The following is an 18,108-nucleotide window of genomic DNA, read 5'->3' as shown; positions in this document are numbered from 1 at the left end:
CATGCTTTTCGACAGCCCCGCCACACGCAGCTGACATGCCCGTAACGCCCCGCCGCCTCGGTCGCCGCGTCCGCGCCGAGAGCGTCCGCCCTGAGCGCCCGGCACCACTGGCTGCCTATACGCAGCGGATGAACAGCGTCCTCGACCATATCGACGCCCACCTCGACGAAACGCTGGAGGTTGCACCGCTGGCAGCGGTTGCCCATTTCTCGCCGTACCACTTTCACCGGGTTTTTACGGCCTGGATGGGCGAGACGCTGGGCGACTACGTGCGCCGCCGCCGTCTCGAAATTGCTGCTGTCCGGCTGGCCGGCCAGCAGCAACCGATCCTGCACATTGCACTGAGCGTCGGCTTTGGCTCCGGCGAAGCCTTCGCCCGTGCCTTCAAGACGCACTTCGGGCAAACGCCGAGCGCCTGGCGGGCGACCACGGCCAGCCGCTGGAACACCGAACTGCTGAACGTCCGCCGCCGCAGCAATCCCGATCAGCTCTTGCGCAAGCCGGATCAGGATATAAACGTGGCAGGACATGACAATCCCGAACTCACCAACACGCCCGTTGAGGAGTTCACCATGCAAGTCACCCTCGCCACCCTGCCCCCGGCCCGCGTCGCCTACCTGCGGCATATCGGCCCCTACGGCCCGTCGGTCGCCGCCTTCTGGCAGCAGCAGTTCATGCCCTGGATGCGCGCCAACCAGCTTGAGGGCCGCCCGTGCTACGGCATCGGCCACGACGACCCGGGCATCACCGCCGCCGCAAACTGCCGCTACGATGCCTGCGTCGAGATTCCCGCCGATTTCCACCCGCGCGGCCAGGCCGGCGTCGCCCAGTTGCCCGGCGGACGCTACGCGCTCGCCGCCTACCGCGGCGACGGCCCGGGCATCGGCCGGGCGTGGACCGAGTTCCTGCGCGACTGGCTGCCCGGCAGCGGCCTGCAGATCGACAGCCGCCCGTTCTTCGAGCACTACTCGGTCGACGCCGAGTACGATCCGGCGACCGGGATATTCACCTGCCAGCTCTGCATTCCAGTCAAGCCGCTTTAGAAGCGGTGACAAAATGAAGCGCGGCACGCCTGGCCAAGCGTGCCGACGCAGACAGTTCAACGCGTACGGCAAGTAGGCACAACAACGCCAGAGGGACAAAGACAAGCTTTCGTGTCCGCCTAATTGCGAAGCAGACCACTAGTAGCCAGTCACGCAGGTTCTGCTATGTTCGGCACGCGCCGTATCCCCGCTCGCTTTTTCGCTCATCCTCGCCATGGCTGCGACCATGACTGCGGTTCGCTTCGCGCGACCGGGGCGCGGATGCGTGCCTCGGCATCCACACAAACCTGCGTGACTGACTACCAGCGGCGCCTCAGGCGCCGCCAGCCGATCACCGCGCCGCTGGCGCTGAGCAGGAGGCCCAGCAGGCTGGCCGCAATGAGCAGCACGTCCCAGAGCGGCCGGTTTTCCAGCAGGAAACGCCAGTCCCAGCTGTGCAGGAAGGCGAACAGCACGCGCTGTACCCGGCGGTGGGCATCCAGGCGCTGGACGACGCGCCCGCTGGCCGGGTCGAGGTAGAGCCAGGTTCCTGCCGGATCGGCGAAACGCAGGCGCAACACCGGCAGCGGCCGCTCCAGGTGACCGCCCATGGTGTGCTCGGCACGCGCGAAGTAATGCCAGTCGTATTCGGTTTGCAGCAACTCGTCGACCAGCCGGGCATCGGGCAGCATCGTCCGACCCGCCTCGGCGAGCAGGGGCAGCGGATGCCCGGGCGACACCGTACCGTCGGCTTGCCAGCGGATCAGGCGTTGCCTGCCTTGTGCATCGTACGCAACCGCATACAGCTGCCCGGCCAGCGGCTGCCAGCGCAATTCGACGCTGCGCTGCCCGGCGTCACCGAAGCGGTGCAAGGCAACCGCCGGGGAGAGCCCTGTCAGCTCCTTGGCCAGCAGCGGCGACTGACGCAAGGCCGGCGCACCCGAGTCGAACATGCGCCAGGGATTCATCGAAAACAGGCCGCTGAGTACCCAGGTCAGCACGAACAGGCCACCGACCAGGCCAAGGTAATGGTGCCAGCGCAGCATGGCCGAGCGATAGGGCGTATGCCGGCCGTTGGCGTAGGCGGCCCGTCGCCAGCGCCAAAGCCCGATCAGAATGCCGAACAAGGCGAGCAGCGAACCGGCCAGGCTGCTGTAGATGACGAGATCGCTCCAGGCGAAATCGATGCTGCCGCCGCGCAAGGGATAAATCCAGTGCAGCCAGGCGCCGACCCAGCCCCAGCTGCGCTCGACCGGGCTGACATCGCGGACCACTTCGCCCGACGCGGACGAAACGTAATACAGCCAACCGGCATTGTCGGCCAGACGATGTAGCGGACGATGCCCAGCCAGCGCCTTGGAATGCGTCCACGCATCCTCTGCCAGCACGCCTTCGTAGGCCAGCGTCCGGCCCGGCGCAAAGGGGGCGGCCGAACGTAGCGCCTGCGCCGCGTCGACGCTGGCCAGCGCCTCGCCGCTCCCGGCATCGACCGTCAGGTAACGCTGCCCCGGCAAGGTCGCCACGTAAACGGCCCGCTCGCCGATGCTGGTCAGCCGCAGCGACTGGATGCGGGCGTCCGGGCCAGCCAGCGCGAACACCTCCTCCGGCGGCACCGGGCAGCAGTCCTCGACCAGCCTCGGCAGGGCACGCAGACGCTCGCCCGGGGTCAGCTTGGGATAGCCGACATACATCATGACCACCCCGGAGACGAACCAGAGCGCCATCAGCCAGCACAAGGCGATGCCCAGCCAGCGATGCACCAGGTATACCCAGCGCTTCACCGCCTGCCCGCCATGCAGTCGGGCAGGTGCCTTGCGGCGCGAGGGTGCGCCGAATTAGAACCGGGCATGGATCGACAGGTCGACGGTGCGCGGCGCCCCCAGGTAGGCCATGGCCCCAGTTCCGCTCAGGAACTCGGAATAGATCTTGTCGGTCAGGTTGCGGGCACGCAGGGTCAGCGTCGTGTTCCGGTCCAGCTTGTACGATGCGAAGGCGCCGAACAGGTTATAGCTGCCCTCGCTGATCGTATTGGCGCTGTCGGCGAAGCGGGCGCCCACATGACGCACGTCGCCGCCGACCTGCACGTTGGTCATCGGCGACCAGGTCAGCCACAGGTTGCCGACCTGGCGCGGCGTGTTGGTCGGCTGCTTGCCCGCGCGGGAAACCGCGACGCCGCCCACGTTTTCCGTGAAGTCGTCGTAGCGCGCCTTGACCAGGCCGTAGTTGCCGGCCAGTTGCACGCCCGGTGCCACGCGCCACGATGCGCTCAGCTCGATACCTTGCGAGGTCTGCTGGCCGACCGGCACGGTCACACCCGGCTGGCCCGGATTGGCCACCGCGAAATTGTTGCGCGTGATTTCATAGACGGCGAAGGTCGCCGTTCCCTTGCGTTCATCGAAGAACAACTTGCTGCCGGCCTCGATCTGCTTGCCGGTGGTCAGGTCGAAATCCCGCACCTGGCCGAAACTCGCCGTGCTCAACACGCCGGCCGGCGGATCGGCTGCCGTGCTGTATTGCGCGTAGGCGCTGACGTTCGGCGTGACATCGTAGTTCAGCGCCAGGCGGCCGGTGAGCGGCGTGTAACGGCGCTCGAAATAGGCCGGGTTGCTGGCGCTCGCCGCCTGGTGGTTGGTCACCTCGAGATCGATGCGCTCCTGGCGCAGACCGCTCAATAAAGAGAGGGCAGGCGTCAGGAAGGTGCGATTCTCGACAAAAACGGCCAGCGTCGTCACCTCGTTGGTGCGATTGGGTGTAAAGCCGGGGGTCATGCCGGGCAGGCTGAAGAAACTCTCGGTATTGAAGGCATACGGATCGACGTTGCCGAACGGCCCGGCCACCGAACGCGGGAAGCGTGTCTGCTTGTTGACGCTGTAGTCGACGCCGCCAGCCCAGTTGCTCTTCAGCGAACCGATGGGCTGGTCGAGCGAGAACTCGAGGCGATTGCCGTTGACGCTCTGGTCGTGGCGTTGCAACAGTGCTTCCTTGCGGGCAACCAGGGTGTTGGTGGCATTGAACTCGTAGATTTCAACGTTGCGATAATCGCGCAAGGCATCGTAGTGATAGACGGTGTTGCGCAGGCTGAGCTTGTCCGAGGCGCGGTAATCGATGATCGAGCGCGCCCAGCGCACGGTTTGCTCGTAGATGCCATCGTTCGAGTTGTAGTTCTTGAAGCGCGTCCCCTCGTCGATGGCGATGCGGCCGCCGAGCGGCTTGAGCACCGGCGTTCCCCAGTACGGACGGTCGACCGTTTCCTTCTGGTATTCGAGCGCCAGGGTATGGCTCAGACCGGGCGCCAGGTCGACCAGCCACGAACCGGCCAGTTGCACCGCCTCGCGGTCGGTGTGGTCGCTCCACGCCCCCCCGGTGTTGCGGCTGACGTCCAGGCGCAGCACGTTGCTGTCGCCCAGTTTCCGGTTGAAGCCCGCCGCCATCTGCAGCGCCTTGTAGCTGCCGACGCCGAGGCGCGCCTCGGAAAAGTTGCCGTCGCGACTGGCCAGCTTGGTGACGTAGTTGATCGAGCCGCCGATGGCGCCGGCGCCGAACAGGAAGCTGGACGGACCGCCGATGGCCTCGACACGTTCGTAGATCCAGCTATCGACCGGCCGCGCCGCGATCACGTCGTACTGCACGGTGATGCCGTTGAACAACTGGGTCACGCTCCCCGCAGTGAAGCCTCGGTAGAACACCTGGCCGGGGCTGCCCGGCGCCGAGGACGCGGTGACCCCGGGAATGCCCTTGATGATGTCCTGCGTATTCTCGGCACCCCGCGCCTCGATCAGCTCGCGGTCGATGACCGTCACCGAGGCCGGCGTTTCCTTGACGCTGAGTTCGAGTCGGCTCCCGGTCGTCGATTTCCGTGCCAGGCCGGCCGGGTCGATCCCGACGCTGTCCCGCACCACGACATCGGCCAGGGTCGGCACCTTGCCCTCACCCTCCGCCCAGGCCGATGTCGCAACCAGGGAAAGCAGGGCGAGCGCAAGCGGGCGCATCGCAAAAAGCGGTGGTTCGGCAGTATACATAGCGGCATCCATTGATCTATCCCGTTCGATGAACCCCTGAGCGGGGCCAGGACGCAAATGCTACCGAGGCGAGACCGGCAGGCCGCTTGCGACAGATCAAACAAATGCACCATTTTGGTGCGTCATATTGTCACACCCACGCCTCCATCTTTCAGTGCGCCAAAGCTCGGCGGCAAGCACTTCTGTCGGGAATAGGCGACATCTTTTTTTGCGCCCCCTGTCCCCCGGTTTGTCCCCTCTGTCGTTAAATCGATATCTCCCCTATGGAAACAGCACCATGTCTTTACGCCACATTCTCTCCACGACGCTGCTTGCCCTGGTACTCTGCGCGTCGGCGTCCGCCCAGGTATCCGTCAGCATCGGCCAGCCGGGCTTCTACGGCCGTATCGATATTGGCGGCTATCCCCCGCCGCCCTTGATTTACGCCGAGCCGATGATCATCCGTCCGGCCCGCGTCGACTATCCGCCGCTCTATCTGCGCGTACCGCCCGGTCATGCCAAGAAATGGCACCGTTACTGCGACCGCTACAGCGCCTGTGGTCGACCGGTCTACTTTGTGCAGGATGACTGGTACCGCAACGAATACGCACCGGTCTACCGCGAGCGCCACCCTCACCATGATCGTCGCGAATACCGCCACGGCTACCGGGATGGCTACCGCGACGGCGACCGTGACGACGACCACCGCGGCCGCGGGCGCGGTCATGGCCATGGTCGCGGCCACGACCGTGACTGAGCCGGGAAGAGACTGAACAGCAGGCGGCAAGGCGCTCCGCCACGGCCGCTTGGCGTATCATCGGGCGCTTGTACGACACCAGCGCCCCGAACAATGAAAACCGATACGCCCCAGACCATCCACCTCAAGGACTACACCCCGCCCGCCTTCTGGATCGATACGGTCGATCTCGATTTCGCCATCGAAGCCGGCCACACCACCGTCAGCGCGACGCTGGCGATGCGCCGTAACGCCGAGCGTCCCGGCCTGCCGCTGGTGCTCGACGGCGATGAACTCGAAACCCTGGCCGTGACGGTCGACGGCAACCCCTGGCCGACAACGGAAACGCCGACGACGCTGACCCTCAGCGACCTGCCCGACCGCTTCACGCTGCAAACCGTCGTCCGCATCCAGCCGGACAAGAACACCTGCCTGTCCGGCCTCTACCGCTCCACGGACGGCTATTTCACCCAGTGCGAGGCACAGGGCTTCCGCCGCATCACCTGGTTCCTCGACCGGCCGGACGTGATGGCCATCTACACGGTCACCCTGCACGCCGATAAGGCCACCTTCCCGGTGCTGCTCGCCAACGGCAACCCGGTCGCCGCCGGCGACGAGCCCAATGGCCGGCATTGGGCCAAGTGGGAAGACCCGTTCAAGAAACCCGCCTACCTGTTCGCGCTGGTCGCCGGCAAGCTCGATGTATTGCGCGACCGCTTCCGCACCGCCTCCGGCCGCGACGTACAGCTCGCCATCTACGTCGAGCCGGGCAAGCTCGACCAGTGCCCGCACGCCATGGAAGCGCTGAAGAAATCGATGAAATGGGACGAGGAACGCTTCGGCCTCGAATGCGACCTCGACCATTACATGATCGTCGCCGTTGGCGACTTCAACATGGGCGCCATGGAAAACAAGGGCCTCAACATCTTCAACACCAAGTACGTGCTGGCCCGCCCCGATGTCGCCACCGATGTCGATTTCGAGAACATCGACCGCGTCGTTGCCCACGAGTATTTCCATAACTGGACCGGCAACCGCGTCACCTGCCGTGACTGGTTCCAGCTCTCGCTGAAGGAAGGCCTGACCGTCTTCCGCGACCAGGAATTCGGCGCCGACCTGCACAACCGCCAGACCGCCCGCATCCGGGAAGTACGCGGCCTGCGCGCCGCCCAGTTCCCGGAGGATGCCGGCCCGATGGCGCACCCGATCCGTCCGGCCAGCTTCGTCGAGATCAACAACTTCTACACCGCCACCGTCTATGAAAAAGGCGCCGAGGTCATCCGCATGATCCAGACGCTGATCGGCCGCGACGCTTTCCGCAAGGGCATGGACGAATATTTCCGCCGCCACGACGGCCAGGCCGTGACCTGCGAGGACTTTGTTGCTGCGATGAACGCCGCCAGTGGCTTCGACTTCACACAATTCATGCGCTGGTACAACCAGCCGGGCACGCCGCACGTCGCCGTCGATGGCCACTACGACGCCGAATCGCGAACCTACACGCTGACCTGCACGCAGTCGAATCCGCGCGCATCGGACAATGAGCCCACCCTGATCCCGATCCGCGTCGCCCTCTTCTCGGAGACCGGCGAACAGCTGGCCAACAGCGCGCGCACGCTGCAACTCACGGCCGCCAGCCAATCCTTCGTCTTCAACGACATCGCTGCCGAACCGGTACCGTCGCTGCTGCGCGATTTCTCGGCGCCGGTCTATCTCGATTTCGACTACACGCCGGAGCAATTGGCCCTGCTCCTCGCCCACGAGTCCGACCCGTTCAACGCCTGGGAAGCTGGCCAGCGACTGGCCACGACGCTGATCCTCGACGCCGCACAGGCCATCGCCGCCGGCCATGCCCCAGTCTGGCCCGACACCTTCACCGCCGCCTGCCGCCGCCTGCTGCAGACGCAAGCCCAACGCGGCGTTGCCTTCGTCGCCGAAGCCCTGACCCTGCCCGGCGAAGGCACGCTGGCCGAACTGCTCGACGTGGTCGACCCCGACGCCCTGCATGCCGCCCGCAACGGCCTGCGCCGGCATCTGGCGGAAGAGCTGGAAGGCGAATTTTCCGGACTCTATGCCGCGCTCACCGTCAAGGAAGCCTACGCCCCGAGCAGCGAACAAGCCGGCCGCCGCGCGCTACGCAACCTCTGCCTCGGCTATCTGCTCGAACTCGACACCGATGCCGCCCGCCAGCTCGCCGCCGCGCAGTTCAAGTCGGCCGACAACATGACCGACCAGTTCGCCGCCCTCGCCGCGCTGGCCAACGTCACTGCCGCCGTCTGCCCGCAACGCGATGAGGCGCTCGCCGCCTTCTATGCCCAGTGGAGGGACGAAGCTCTGGTCGTCGACAAGTGGCTGCAAGCGCAATCGACCAGCCGCCGGCCGGACACGCTGGCCACCGTCAAGGCGCTGACGACACACCCGGCCTTCGACGCCGGCAATCCGAACAAGATCTATTCCCTGATCCGCGCCTTCGGCGCCAATCTCGTCCGCTTCAACGCCGCCGACGGCAGCGGCTACGCCTTCATGGCCGACCGCATCATCGACCTGCACGACAAGAACCCGCAAGTTGCCTCGCGCCTGGCACGCTGTTTCGATCGCTGGAAGAAATTCGACGGCCAACGCCAAGACCATGCCCGCGCCGCGCTGGAGCGGGTGCGCGACCACCAAGGCCTGTCGCGCGACGTGCTCGAAGTGGTCACCCGGGCACTGGACTGACTCGCCGAAGCCCCGGATCATCCTGCATGCTCCCGGTGCCTCGGCAACGGACTGCTATCCCGAGGGCGCCGGCCGACATTGCACATCGGAGGAACTTCACGCCGAGGATGCGGGCCTCGCCGAGCGCCTTCGAGATGCGCCCTCCGGGCACGCGCCGCATGCCGAGCAGCACACTCAGGCACGCTCAGGCGCCCTGGCGCGGACCGCATCGAGGAAATCGCGCCCCCAGCGTCCGATGTCGTTGTGTGCGACGATCTCGTAGAGACCGCGCAGACGCGCCGAACGCTCTTCGGTATCCATGACCAGTGCCTGCTGCAAGCGCTCGCGCAGATCTTTCGGGTCGTGCGGATTGGTCAACACCGCACCATGCAGTTCCGCTGCCGCCCCGGCGAATTCCGAAAGAACCAGCACCCCCTCTCCGGTAATCGCCCCCTGGGTGGCAACGTATTCCTTGCATACCAGATTGAGTCCATCGCGCAGTGGCGTAATCCAGCAGATGTCGGCTTCGGCATACCACGCCACGACCTCTTCGAACGGCAAGGGCCGGAAGAAGAAGCGGATCGGCGACCAGCCTACTTCGCTGAACTGCCCGTTGACCCGGCCTACCGCCTGCTCGATCTGCTGCTGCAGTTCGTCGTAAACCGTCATTTCCTTGGCCGCCGGAACACAGACCACGACCAGCGAGACCTTGCCGCGCAAGGCCGGCGTCCGTTCGAGCAGATCGCCGAAGGCACGGATTTTCTCCAGCGTACCCTTGGTGTAGTCGAGACGCTCGACCGACAGGACCAGTTGCTTGCCGGCGAATTCGTCGCGGATCGCCTGGCGCCTGCCCGCCGTCTTGGCATGCTCGAGTGACTGGGATATCCGCCCGAGATCGAGACCGACCGGGTGCGCGCCGAGACCGATGCGCCGCCCGTGCACCTCGATCTGCGTCGTCATGCTTTCCAGGCCGACGGCGCAACCGTAGCTCAGGAAGCGGGGCGCGCAGCCCTTGCGCTCGACGATCTCGATCGGCACGACGCCGCGTGCCACGTCGACGAAGTTCTCGGCCTGGCGGGGAATGTGGAAGCCGATGTAGTCGCACTGCAGCAGGCTGCCGACGATTTCCCTGCGCCAGGGCAGGACGTTGAAGGCATCGGCTGACGGGAAATACGTGTGGTGGAAAAAGGCGATCCGCAGGTCCGGGCGCAATTCGCGCAGGACCGCCGGCACCATCCACAGGTTGTAGTCATGCAACCAGACCGTGGCCCCCTCGGCCGCCTCGGCGGCAACCCGCTCGGCGAACTTTCGATTGACCGACAGGAATATCGTCCAATCCTCCTCGCGAAAGACTGCTCGTTCCCAGAAAGTATGCAAGGTTGGCCAGAACGCTTCCTTGGAAAAGCGCTTGTAGAAGATATCCACCTCTTCCTTGGCCAGGGCTACCCGCACCGCGACCAACCCCGGATAGCGCTGCGCATCCACTGTCGAATGCACCTCGAAGGGCGGATCGCTGCCCTCGTCGTGAATACTCCAGGCCACCCAGGAACCTCGCTGACCGGCGGCAAAGAAGGAAAGCAGACTGGGAATGATGCCATTCGGCGATTTCGGGCGACGCTGGACGATGCGCCCCTTGATCCGCTGCTCCTCATAGGGCAGGCGATGATAGACCATGACCAGGTCGGCCGCGCCGCAGACGCTGGCCGCCGTGCCGATTTCCAGGTATTCGGGGGCGAGCAATCCGAAGTGCACGATGGCCTGCAGAATACCGCCGCAACCGGCCTCCTCGGCATGCAAGACATGTTCGAGCTCGGCCGTGGCGCCGAGCAGGGCCGGCTCCGAATCGCCGACGCAGACCCCCTGGAACCCAGCCTCGTACATGGACAGATCATTCAAGGTATCGCCAGCCACCAGAACCTCGTCGCGCGGCACGCCGAGCAGGTCGACCAGTGCCGCCAAGGTACTGCCTTTACTGACCCCCTTGGGCAGGATATCCAGGTAGCGGCTGTCGGAATACAGGACATCGCAATCCAGCGCGGCAGCCGCCTCCGCCAAAGCCGGTGTCAGCGCATCGTGGCGGCAGAAATACGAACATCGGCGCTGCTGCGGAACATTCTGCCGCTCCAGTTCGGCAAAGGGCAGCATCGCCTCGGCCACCACCCGCTCGCCGGGCCAGCGCCTATCCATATCCGCCTGCAGAGGTTGCACCGGCTGCAAGGTGCCGCCTTCGACAACGGTCCCGCCGACGTCGCAGATGATGTAGTCGGGAACCGGCACCGCCGGATCGGAGAGGATGGGCATGACCGCTTCCAGGCCACGCCCGGTGACGAAGACAAGCCTGATGTCCTGGCTGCCTGAAATCAGTTGATAAAGATTCTGGCGATGCTCCGCCAGCCCGCCGAGAAAGGTTCCGTCGAGATCGGTTGCCAACAGCATGGAGAACTCCCTGACATCGTTCAAAGGCGACGCCTGCCGCCATGGATGCCTGATCAGGAGGCGACTATGGCCTCACATATAAATTGATAATCAATGCAAATTACCACGCGAACTACGGATAATACCAATTTATATCATTGATTTTCAATATTGTTTTTTGTTAATCTGAATTAACAAGACGAAATATTCATTTAATTTCAATGAAAGTAGGAATGAGGCCAATGGAAATTGATACTGCAGCCATCCAAAACTTCGCCCAACGATTCACCCCACTCTTCCGCATCGCCCTGATTCTGATGCTCACACTCCTCGCCCAGCACCTGATCAACCGTTTCGCCCCTCGCTTCCGCGAAGCGATCGCCAGCCGCCAGGAGTCGACCGCCGGGGCACAGCGCGTCCGCACCCTGTCGCGCGTCCTGCGCTACGCCCTGACCGTGGCCCTGACAGTTATTTCCACCCTGCTCATTCTTGGCGAGTTCGGCATTTCCGTCGCGCCACTTCTCGGCGCCGCCGGCGTCGCCGGCATCGCCATAGGCTTTGGCGCCCAAAGCCTGGTCAAGGACTACTTCACCGGCTTCTTCCTTCTCCTGGAAAACCAGATCAGCATTGGCGACGTCATCGAGGCGGGTGGCAAGGTAGGCGCCGTCGAGGAACTCACCCTGCGCTACCTGCGCCTGCGCGACTACAGCGGCAACGTGCACTTCATCCCCAACGGCCAGATCAGCATCGTCACCAACATGAGCGTCGGCTTCGCCTACGCCGTCATCGACCTGAGCATCGCCTACAGCGAGGATACCGACCGGGTCGTCGAAGTCATCAAGGAAGTCGGGAAGGAGATGCGCAAGGACGCGAACTTCGGCCCGCGCATATTCGGCGACCTCGAAATCGCCGGCATCGACCAGTGGGCCGATTCGTCGGTGATCATCCGCTGCCGCTTTCAGGTCATGCCCAACGAGCAATGGAGCGTGCGACGGGAGTTTCTGCGCCAGGCCAAGCACGCCTTCGACCGCAACAACATCGAAATTCCCTTTCCTCACCTCAAGGTGGTCGCCTCACCCCAGGGCTGAACCGGAAGATTCCGGCGCCCAAGCACGAAGCACGCACCTCAAAGTGCGGCCACGGATTCATGTCGGCCGCCAGGGGTGGTTACCGCCACAAACAGCGTAGGCCGCGCCCCCTCGCGAACAAAATCCAGGGGCGACAGGCCGCCCCGCGCGCCCCTATCCGCCCGACACCTCGGCGTGAGCCGCCTGCGTTTCGCGGAAGGTGAGAAAGCCGGAAATTTCCACGCCAGCCCGCCGCCACCATCAAGCAAAGCAGCTTCACCTTGAACCGCCAAAAGCCCCAGCACGCCTGCACAACACCACAAAAAGACCAAAAACCACAAAAAAGAATCCACAAAAACTAAATATTCCGCAATACTGATAGCCAACACACTTATTGTGGTTATAGCAGTTTTCGTCACCGCAACCTCCCTTCTCATATCGGAGAGGCGACTCAATGCTCGGCTTTCGTATTGCGCATCTTTCAGCAAGCTTGCTGCTCTCCGGCCTGCTCGTCTGGCTTGGTGGTGGCGCATGGCCATTCTGGCTCGTCGCTGCCGCGTTGTTGATTCATGCTGCCTTACTGGTCTTCCGCATCGCCCCCATCCTCTCCCCGGAGGATGTCGTCGCCACGCCAACCCTCGACAACCCAGCAGATATCCCATCCTCATCCAAACTGGACGATTTTCTGGAAGAGCTACTACCGCTGTGGAACCGCCATATCGAGCTGGCAAAAACACAAACCAGCGAGGCGGCAGACGGCCTGGGCGAGCAGTTTCTCAGGATGAAGCAGGAGCTTGAGGAAACCATCGCGCTTTCCGGCATCAGCGGCGACAACAGCGTCATCAGCCTGATACACGAAGCGGAGTGCGAATTGCCGAAGGTATTCACCGCGCTTGAGGAAAGCCAGAAACGAAGAAGCGGCCTGCTTGCCGAATTGCACACGATGACCAAGCTGGTCGGCGACCTCTCCAACATGGCCAAGGATGTGGGCGAGCTTGCCAGCCAGACCAATCTGCTGGCGCTCAACGCTGCCATCGAGGCAGCCCGGGCCGGTGAAGCGGGGCGAGGCTTCGCCGTCGTCGCGGACGAGGTACGCAAGCTATCGACAGCCTCGGGCAACACCGGCAAACGGATTACCGAGCAGGTGAACTCCGTGACGCAGACGATCCAGCACGTTATCCAGGCGGCTACCGCGAGCAGCAGCGATGCCAATCGCCTGATCAGCGATGCCGAGAACGTGGTCCGCGATGTCCTGCAGCGCCTGGGCGGCAATGCTCAAGAACTGGAAACGCGCCTCGACACCATGCGCGGCATCAGCAGCAACGTCGATGCCACCCTGAACCAGGTACTCGTCGAACTGCAGTTCCAGGATCGCATTTCGCAAATCCTCGGACACATCCAGGCCGATGCCGACAGGCTCTGCCACACCTTGAAACAGGGCCAGCCGCTTGATCAGGAAAGCTGGCTTCAGAACCTGAAGCAAACCTATACAACGGACGAGCAGCACGCCCTGCACGGCAAACCGGGGACTCTCCCGACAGCGCAGGGCAAAACGCAACAGCAAACCAGCGAAATCACCTTTTTCTAGGAAAGGAAAACAGCGTGGATAAAACCATTCTGGTTGTGGACGACTCGTCGAGCTTCCGCAACGTCGTCTCCATCGCGCTCAAGGATGCCGGATACCAGGTCATTCAAGCCTGCGACGGCAAGGATGCCCTGGGCAAACTGGACGGCAAGAAAATCAACCTGATCATCTCCGACGTCAATATGCCGGTGATGGACGGTCTCAGCTTCGTCAAGGCCGCCAAGCAACTCGCCGCCTACCGCTTCACGCCGATCATCATGCTGACCACCGAGGCAGGCGAAAGCAAGAAGGCAGAAGGCAAGGCCGCCGGCGTGCGCGCCTGGGTGGTCAAGCCATTCCAGCCGCCGGTGCTGCTCGACGCGGTCTCCAAGCTGGTCCAGGCCTGAACCCGCGCGCCACCGCCCCTTTCCACCGGAGGACGAAACATGCTTGATGCAGATATCGAATCCCCGCTCCATCTCGACGGCCACGAGGCCACATTGACCCTGCAGGGCGACCTGACCATCTTCACGGTCGATGCGCTGAAGGACGATGTCTTCCTGGCGCTCAACTGCCCACGCATACGTGTCTCGCTCAGCGGCGTAACCGACATCGACAGCTGCGGATTGCAGTTGTTGCTCCTGCTGGCGCAGCAAGCACAGCACCTGGGTCGCGATTTCGCGCTCAGCGAGCGTCACCCGGAAGCCGATGCCTTGCTGGCGCTCTACGGACTCGACCTCCCGTCAACCGCCGCCGAGGAAAGCACGCCATGAACAGCGAATCCGCCCTGGCGCTTTTTTTCGAAGAAGCCTTCGAGCAAAGCAATCTGCTCGAAAGCCTGCTGCTTTCGCTCGACGAGCAGCCGGAAAGCAACGCCGAAGACCTCAGTGCCATGTTTCGCAGCGCCCACACCATCAAGGGGTCTGCCGGCCTGTTCGCGCTGGACGGTCTGATCGCCTTCACCCACGTGATGGAAAACGTGCTGGATCGCTTGCGCAACGGCGAGCTCGCCATCGACAAACCGCTGGTCGCACTCCTGCTCGCCTGCAACGACCATCTGCAGCAAATGCTGGTGCACTACCGGAACGCCCCCTCCGAGCCCTTCCCGGAAGATGCGGAGCACCGCCGCCTGCTGGCCGCGCTGGAGGAACACACGCAATTCGAGCATTCGGGCGCATCCACGCCGCCAGCCGCCGCACCGGAAAGCACGGCGTGCGGAACCTGGCACCTGTTTTTGCGCTACCACCCGGATTTGTTCCGGCATGGCTTCGATCCCGCGTCCTTCCTGCGCTATCTCGGGAAGCTGGGCGAAATCGTCCACATCCATACCCGTCTCGAAACACCCGACACGCTGCTCGAACTTGACCCAACCACCTGCCGCCTGAGCAACGAACTGGCTTTTCGCAGCCCGGCCACGGCGGCCGAAATCGCCTCCGCCTTTGAATTCATCCAGGACGAGAGCGAAATCGACATCCTGCCGCCCGCCAGCGGCTACGACGTGTTCGCCGCGTTGGCCGCCCGCTATGGCGGCTCGGCGGAAAGCCACCTGGCACGCTGGCAGGAAGCCGGCTACCTGCCGGCCAACACCCCACAGCCGACCGCTCCTCAAGTGCAGGTGCCGACCAGCGAAAGCACGGCAAAACCGAGCGCTGTGCCGGAAAAACGCCGGGGCGCCGACCGCGTCGAAGGCAGTCGTTTCATCCGCATCGAAGCCGCCAAGCTCGACGCCCTGATCAACCGGGTCGGTGAACTGGTCATTTCTGCCGCCAGTTCGCGCATGCGCGCCAAGGAAACCGACGACAGCGACATGATCCAGGCGGTCGAAGTGCTGAGCCAGTTGGTCGAAGGCATACGGGACGATGCCTTGAACCTGCGCATGGTCCCGATCAGCGAGATATTCAATCGCTTTCCGCGCATGGTGCACGACGTTTCCGGGCGCCTCGGCAAGGAAATCGAGCTGGACCTCGTCGGTGCCGACACCGAGATCGACAAATCGATGATCGAAAAGCTCACCGATCCGTTGATGCACATCGTCCGCAACGCCATCGACCACGGCATCGAGGATGCCGCCAGCCGTATCGCGCAGGGCAAGCCGGCGCGCGGGCTGCTCCGCCTCAAGGCCTATCACGACACTGGCGCCATCGTGGTCGATGTCAGCGACGACGGGCGCGGCATGAACAAGGCGGCCATCCTGGCCAAGGCACAGGAGCGCGGCTTGCTGCCGGAAGGGCGGCAACTGAGCGACCAGGAAATATACAAGCTGATCTTCCTGCCCGGCTTTTCCACCGCCGAGCAAGTCAGCGACATTTCCGGACGCGGCGTCGGCATGGATGTCGTGCGCCGCAATATCGACGCCCTGCGCGGCGAAATCGAAGTCCTGAGCAAGCCGGGCCTGGGCAGCACACTGCGCATTCGGCTACCGCTGACCCTGGCCATCATCGATGGCTTCCATGTCGAGGTCGCCGGCTCCTCCCTGGTCCTGCCGCTCGACATGATGGCCGAATGCATGGACATGCCGACCGAACAGATTTCGCGTGAAACCCGGCAGATCTGGCTGCGCGACGCGTGGATTCCCTACGTCAGCCTGCGCGAACTGTTCGCCCTGCCCCCTTGCGACGGCCCGGAATACGTTGTCGTCGCCCAGTTCGGGCAAACCACGGCCGGCATCATCGTCGACCGGCTGATCGGCGACATCCAGGCCGTGATCAAGCCGCTGGGCAGCCTCTTTCGCTCGCTACGCGGCGTCAGCGGCTCGACCATCATGGGTAACGGCCGCCTCGCCCTCATTCTCGACATACCGCAACTGATCCAGCTCGCCCTCAATCGGGAGCATCGCCTGGTCGAACAACGCCAGGCCGAGCTGACCGAACACGGCATCACCCCCACTCATCCCGAAACACGCGCCACTCAACCGCTCACCCCCTGGAGGTCATCATGAATATCGCCAGCAACATGAAAGTCGCCCATCGCCTGATGCTGGGATTCGGCCTGGCTATCGCCGCCCTGATCGGCCTCAGCGTGGCCGCGATCATAGGCGTCGCCAACCTGACCACTTCGCTGACCAGTATCGTCGAAGTCAATTCCCCGGAAGCGACGGCTGCTGCCCGCATGCTGGACTCCGTACAGGAAATGCGCATCCAGTACCGTCAAGCCATGCTCGACAACGACGACCCAGCCAAGCGCTCGAGTGCCATGGAGAAGCTCAAGGCCGCCGAAGCAAGCTACATGCGGGCGGAAAACGAACTGATCAAGCTCTTCGATAAATACGCCTACCTGACCTCGCCCAAGGAACGCGAACTGATCGCCCAGATCGCCCAGCAACGGCCGATCGCCTTCGCCGCCACCGAGCGCGTGCTGCAACTCAACCAGGAAGGCAAGATCGAAGAAGCCAAGCTTTATCTGGATTCGACCACCTCGCCGGCCAACGCCAAGCTCAACAGCATCCTGCGCGAGGTGGCCAAGGAAGAAGAGGAACTGAACAACCAGGCCGCGGCCGATCTGAAAGCCAGCGCCATGTCGATGCGCACGACCTTGACGACGGTGGCAGCAATTTCGATCATCCTGCTCGTACTGATCGCCTGGGCCATTATCCGCGCCATCCTGAACACGCTCGGCGGCGACCCCAGCGAAGTGAAAACCATCGTCGAGAAAGTGGCCCAGGGCGACTTCAGCCTGCAGATCGCGCTCAGGCAAAACGACCAGAACAGCCTGATGTATGCCTTTTCCAGCATGGTCCAGCGTCTGGCCGGCGTGCTCAACGAGGTCCGCTTCATGTCGTCCAACCTCAGCTCGGCCTCGGAGCAACTGGCCCTCACGGCCACCTCGCTGTCCTCCAGCGCCGTACAGCAGGCCGCCAGCGTCGAACAGACCAGCGCCTCGGTCGAGGAGATGTCGGCCACCGTCAGCCAGAATACCGACAACGCCAAGATCGCCGACGGCATCGCCAGCAAGACGGCAGGCAATGCAAACGAAACCGGCCAGGCGGTCGACAACATGGTGCATGCGATGAAGGAAATCGCCGGCCGCATCACCGTCATCAACGACATCGCCAACAAGACCGACCTGCTGGCGATCAACGCCGCCATCGAGGCGGCCCGCGCCGGCGAACACGGCAAGGGTTTTGCCACCGTGGCCGTCGAGGTGCGCAAACTGGCCGAACGCTCGCAGGTTGCCGCCCGCGAAATCGGCGACCTGGCCGGCCGCTCGGTCGGGCTGGCCGAAAAGGCGGGTGGGCAACTTGGCGAAATGCTGCCCGGCATCCAGCAAACCGCCACGCTGGTCCAGGAAATCGCCGCCGGCTCGCGCGAGCAGGCTACCGGAATCCGCCAGATCAACCAGGCAATGACGCAAATCAGCGCGACGATGCAGACCACCTCGTCCTCCGCCGAGGAACTGAGCGCTACGGCCGAAGAGGTCAGTTCCTCGGCCATGCAGCTAAGGGACTTGATGGAACAGTTCAAACTGGCCAGCGGCTCGCCGCGAGAGGCCGGTGGCAATCGCTTCCAGTCCAGCACGAAACCCGGCGGCCCGCTGCGCGCGCTCGAACCGGTAGGAGAAGGCGGAGATGCCGGCGTCGCTAGCAAATTCTCCCGCTTCTGAAAGGAGCCCGGCC

The 18,108-nt window shown here is 63.8% G+C and carries 13 protein-coding genes; 9 read left to right on the top strand and 4 right to left on the bottom strand.

Going from position 1 to position 18,108, the window contains the following annotated elements; genetic code table 11:
* The first annotated feature begins 35 nt into the window (after nucleotides 1–35).
* A complete protein-coding gene (locus AB6Q56_RS21950; RefSeq protein ID WP_434515125.1) occupies nucleotides 36–1,043 on the top strand; it encodes an AraC family transcriptional regulator in 1,008 nt (335 codons plus the stop codon).
* Between the two features lie 299 nt (nucleotides 1,044–1,342).
* On the opposite strand, the gene AB6Q56_RS21945 is transcribed toward AB6Q56_RS21950, so the two are convergent.
* The gene (locus AB6Q56_RS21945) at nucleotides 1,343–2,803 is read right to left on the bottom strand and encodes a PepSY domain-containing protein (protein WP_434515124.1); all 1,461 of its coding nucleotides are present in this window, start codon (nucleotides 2,801–2,803) and stop codon (nucleotides 1,343–1,345) included.
* 54 nt (nucleotides 2,804–2,857) lie between these two features.
* Nucleotides 2,858–5,041, bottom strand: coding sequence for a TonB-dependent receptor (locus AB6Q56_RS21940; protein WP_434515123.1), 2,184 nt, complete (start codon nucleotides 5,039–5,041; stop codon nucleotides 2,858–2,860).
* Between the two features lie 277 nt (nucleotides 5,042–5,318).
* Here AB6Q56_RS21940 and AB6Q56_RS21935 point away from each other — a divergent pair, with 277 nt between their 5' ends.
* On the top strand, nucleotides 5,319–5,777 hold the full coding sequence (locus tag AB6Q56_RS21935; protein WP_434515122.1) for a hypothetical protein: 459 nt from the start codon (nucleotides 5,319–5,321) through the stop codon (nucleotides 5,775–5,777).
* Nucleotides 5,778–5,870: 93 nt separating this feature from the next.
* Entirely contained in the window at nucleotides 5,871–8,471 is a 2,601-nt protein-coding gene (gene pepN, locus AB6Q56_RS21930; RefSeq protein ID WP_434515121.1) for an aminopeptidase N, read from the top strand.
* Between the two features lie 174 nt (nucleotides 8,472–8,645).
* On the opposite strand, the gene ggpS is transcribed toward pepN, so the two are convergent.
* Complete coding sequence (gene ggpS / locus AB6Q56_RS21925) at nucleotides 8,646–10,886, bottom strand: glucosylglycerol-phosphate synthase (RefSeq protein ID WP_434515120.1); 2,241 nt, start codon at nucleotides 10,884–10,886, stop codon at nucleotides 8,646–8,648.
* Between the two features lie 221 nt (nucleotides 10,887–11,107).
* Between ggpS and AB6Q56_RS21920 the strand changes: the two genes are divergently transcribed.
* Nucleotides 11,108–11,953 carry a mechanosensitive ion channel family protein gene (locus AB6Q56_RS21920; RefSeq protein WP_434515119.1) on the top strand — a complete coding sequence of 282 codons (846 nt, stop codon included), beginning with the start codon at nucleotides 11,108–11,110 and terminating at the stop codon, nucleotides 11,951–11,953.
* Nucleotides 11,954–11,991: 38 nt separating this feature from the next.
* On the opposite strand, the gene AB6Q56_RS21915 is transcribed toward AB6Q56_RS21920, so the two are convergent.
* Complete coding sequence (locus tag AB6Q56_RS21915) at nucleotides 11,992–12,420, bottom strand: hypothetical protein (protein WP_434515118.1); 429 nt, start codon at nucleotides 12,418–12,420, stop codon at nucleotides 11,992–11,994.
* On the opposite strand from AB6Q56_RS21915, the gene AB6Q56_RS21910 reads away from it, so the two are divergent.
* Genes AB6Q56_RS21910 through AB6Q56_RS21890 form a run of 5 tightly spaced genes read left to right on the top strand, consistent with a single transcriptional unit; the run spans nucleotide 12,387 to nucleotide 18,095 of the window.
* Nucleotides 12,387–13,520 carry a methyl-accepting chemotaxis protein gene (locus tag AB6Q56_RS21910; protein ID WP_434515117.1) on the top strand — a complete coding sequence of 378 codons (1,134 nt, stop codon included), beginning with the start codon at nucleotides 12,387–12,389 and terminating at the stop codon, nucleotides 13,518–13,520. The two genes, AB6Q56_RS21915 and AB6Q56_RS21910, sit on opposite strands and share 34 nt — an antisense overlap.
* Nucleotides 13,521–13,534: 14 nt before the next feature.
* Nucleotides 13,535–13,903 carry a response regulator gene (locus AB6Q56_RS21905; RefSeq protein ID WP_434515116.1) on the top strand — a complete coding sequence of 123 codons (369 nt, stop codon included), beginning with the start codon at nucleotides 13,535–13,537 and terminating at the stop codon, nucleotides 13,901–13,903.
* Nucleotides 13,904–13,942: 39 nt separating this feature from the next.
* Nucleotides 13,943–14,269, top strand: coding sequence for an STAS domain-containing protein (locus AB6Q56_RS21900; protein WP_434515115.1), 327 nt, complete (start codon nucleotides 13,943–13,945; stop codon nucleotides 14,267–14,269).
* Nucleotides 14,266–16,434 carry a chemotaxis protein CheA gene (locus AB6Q56_RS21895; RefSeq protein ID WP_434515114.1) on the top strand — a complete coding sequence of 723 codons (2,169 nt, stop codon included), beginning with the start codon at nucleotides 14,266–14,268 and terminating at the stop codon, nucleotides 16,432–16,434. Before AB6Q56_RS21900 ends, AB6Q56_RS21895 begins: the two co-directional genes overlap by 4 nt.
* A complete protein-coding gene (locus AB6Q56_RS21890; protein ID WP_434515113.1) occupies nucleotides 16,431–18,095 on the top strand; it encodes a methyl-accepting chemotaxis protein in 1,665 nt (554 codons plus the stop codon). The genes AB6Q56_RS21895 and AB6Q56_RS21890 overlap by 4 nt, the downstream gene beginning before the upstream one ends.
* The last annotated feature ends 13 nt before the right edge of the window (nucleotides 18,096–18,108 follow it).

Origin of the sequence: Dechloromonas sp. ARDL1 (assembly GCF_051122455.1) — a bacterium.
GTDB lineage: Bacteria > Pseudomonadota > Gammaproteobacteria > Burkholderiales > Rhodocyclaceae > Azonexus.
Note: the sequence above shows the minus strand (reverse complement) of the source record. Positions and strands in the feature narration are given on the sequence as shown.

What these genes read in the sequence shown, in the direction of transcription:
- AB6Q56_RS21935 (WP_434515122.1), top strand. Translation starts at nt 5,319, where the DNA reads ATGTCTTTACGCCACATTCTCTCCACGACGCTGCTTGCCCTGGTACTC.
- AB6Q56_RS21910 (WP_434515117.1), top strand. Translation starts at nt 12,387, where the DNA reads ATGCTCGGCTTTCGTATTGCGCATCTTTCAGCAAGCTTGCTGCTCTCC.
- AB6Q56_RS21920 (WP_434515119.1), top strand. Translation starts at nt 11,108, where the DNA reads ATGGAAATTGATACTGCAGCCATCCAAAACTTCGCCCAACGATTCACC.
- AB6Q56_RS21940 (WP_434515123.1), bottom strand. Translation starts at nt 5,041, where the DNA reads ATGTATACTGCCGAACCACCGCTTTTTGCGATGCGCCCGCTTGCGCTC.
- ggpS (WP_434515120.1), bottom strand. Translation starts at nt 10,886, where the DNA reads ATGCTGTTGGCAACCGATCTCGACGGAACCTTTCTCGGCGGGCTGGCG.
- pepN (WP_434515121.1), top strand. Translation starts at nt 5,871, where the DNA reads ATGAAAACCGATACGCCCCAGACCATCCACCTCAAGGACTACACCCCG.
- AB6Q56_RS21950 (WP_434515125.1), top strand. Translation starts at nt 36, where the DNA reads ATGCCCGTAACGCCCCGCCGCCTCGGTCGCCGCGTCCGCGCCGAGAGC.
- AB6Q56_RS21900 (WP_434515115.1), top strand. Translation starts at nt 13,943, where the DNA reads ATGCTTGATGCAGATATCGAATCCCCGCTCCATCTCGACGGCCACGAG.
- AB6Q56_RS21895 (WP_434515114.1), top strand. Translation starts at nt 14,266, where the DNA reads ATGAACAGCGAATCCGCCCTGGCGCTTTTTTTCGAAGAAGCCTTCGAG.
- AB6Q56_RS21890 (WP_434515113.1), top strand. Translation starts at nt 16,431, where the DNA reads ATGAATATCGCCAGCAACATGAAAGTCGCCCATCGCCTGATGCTGGGA.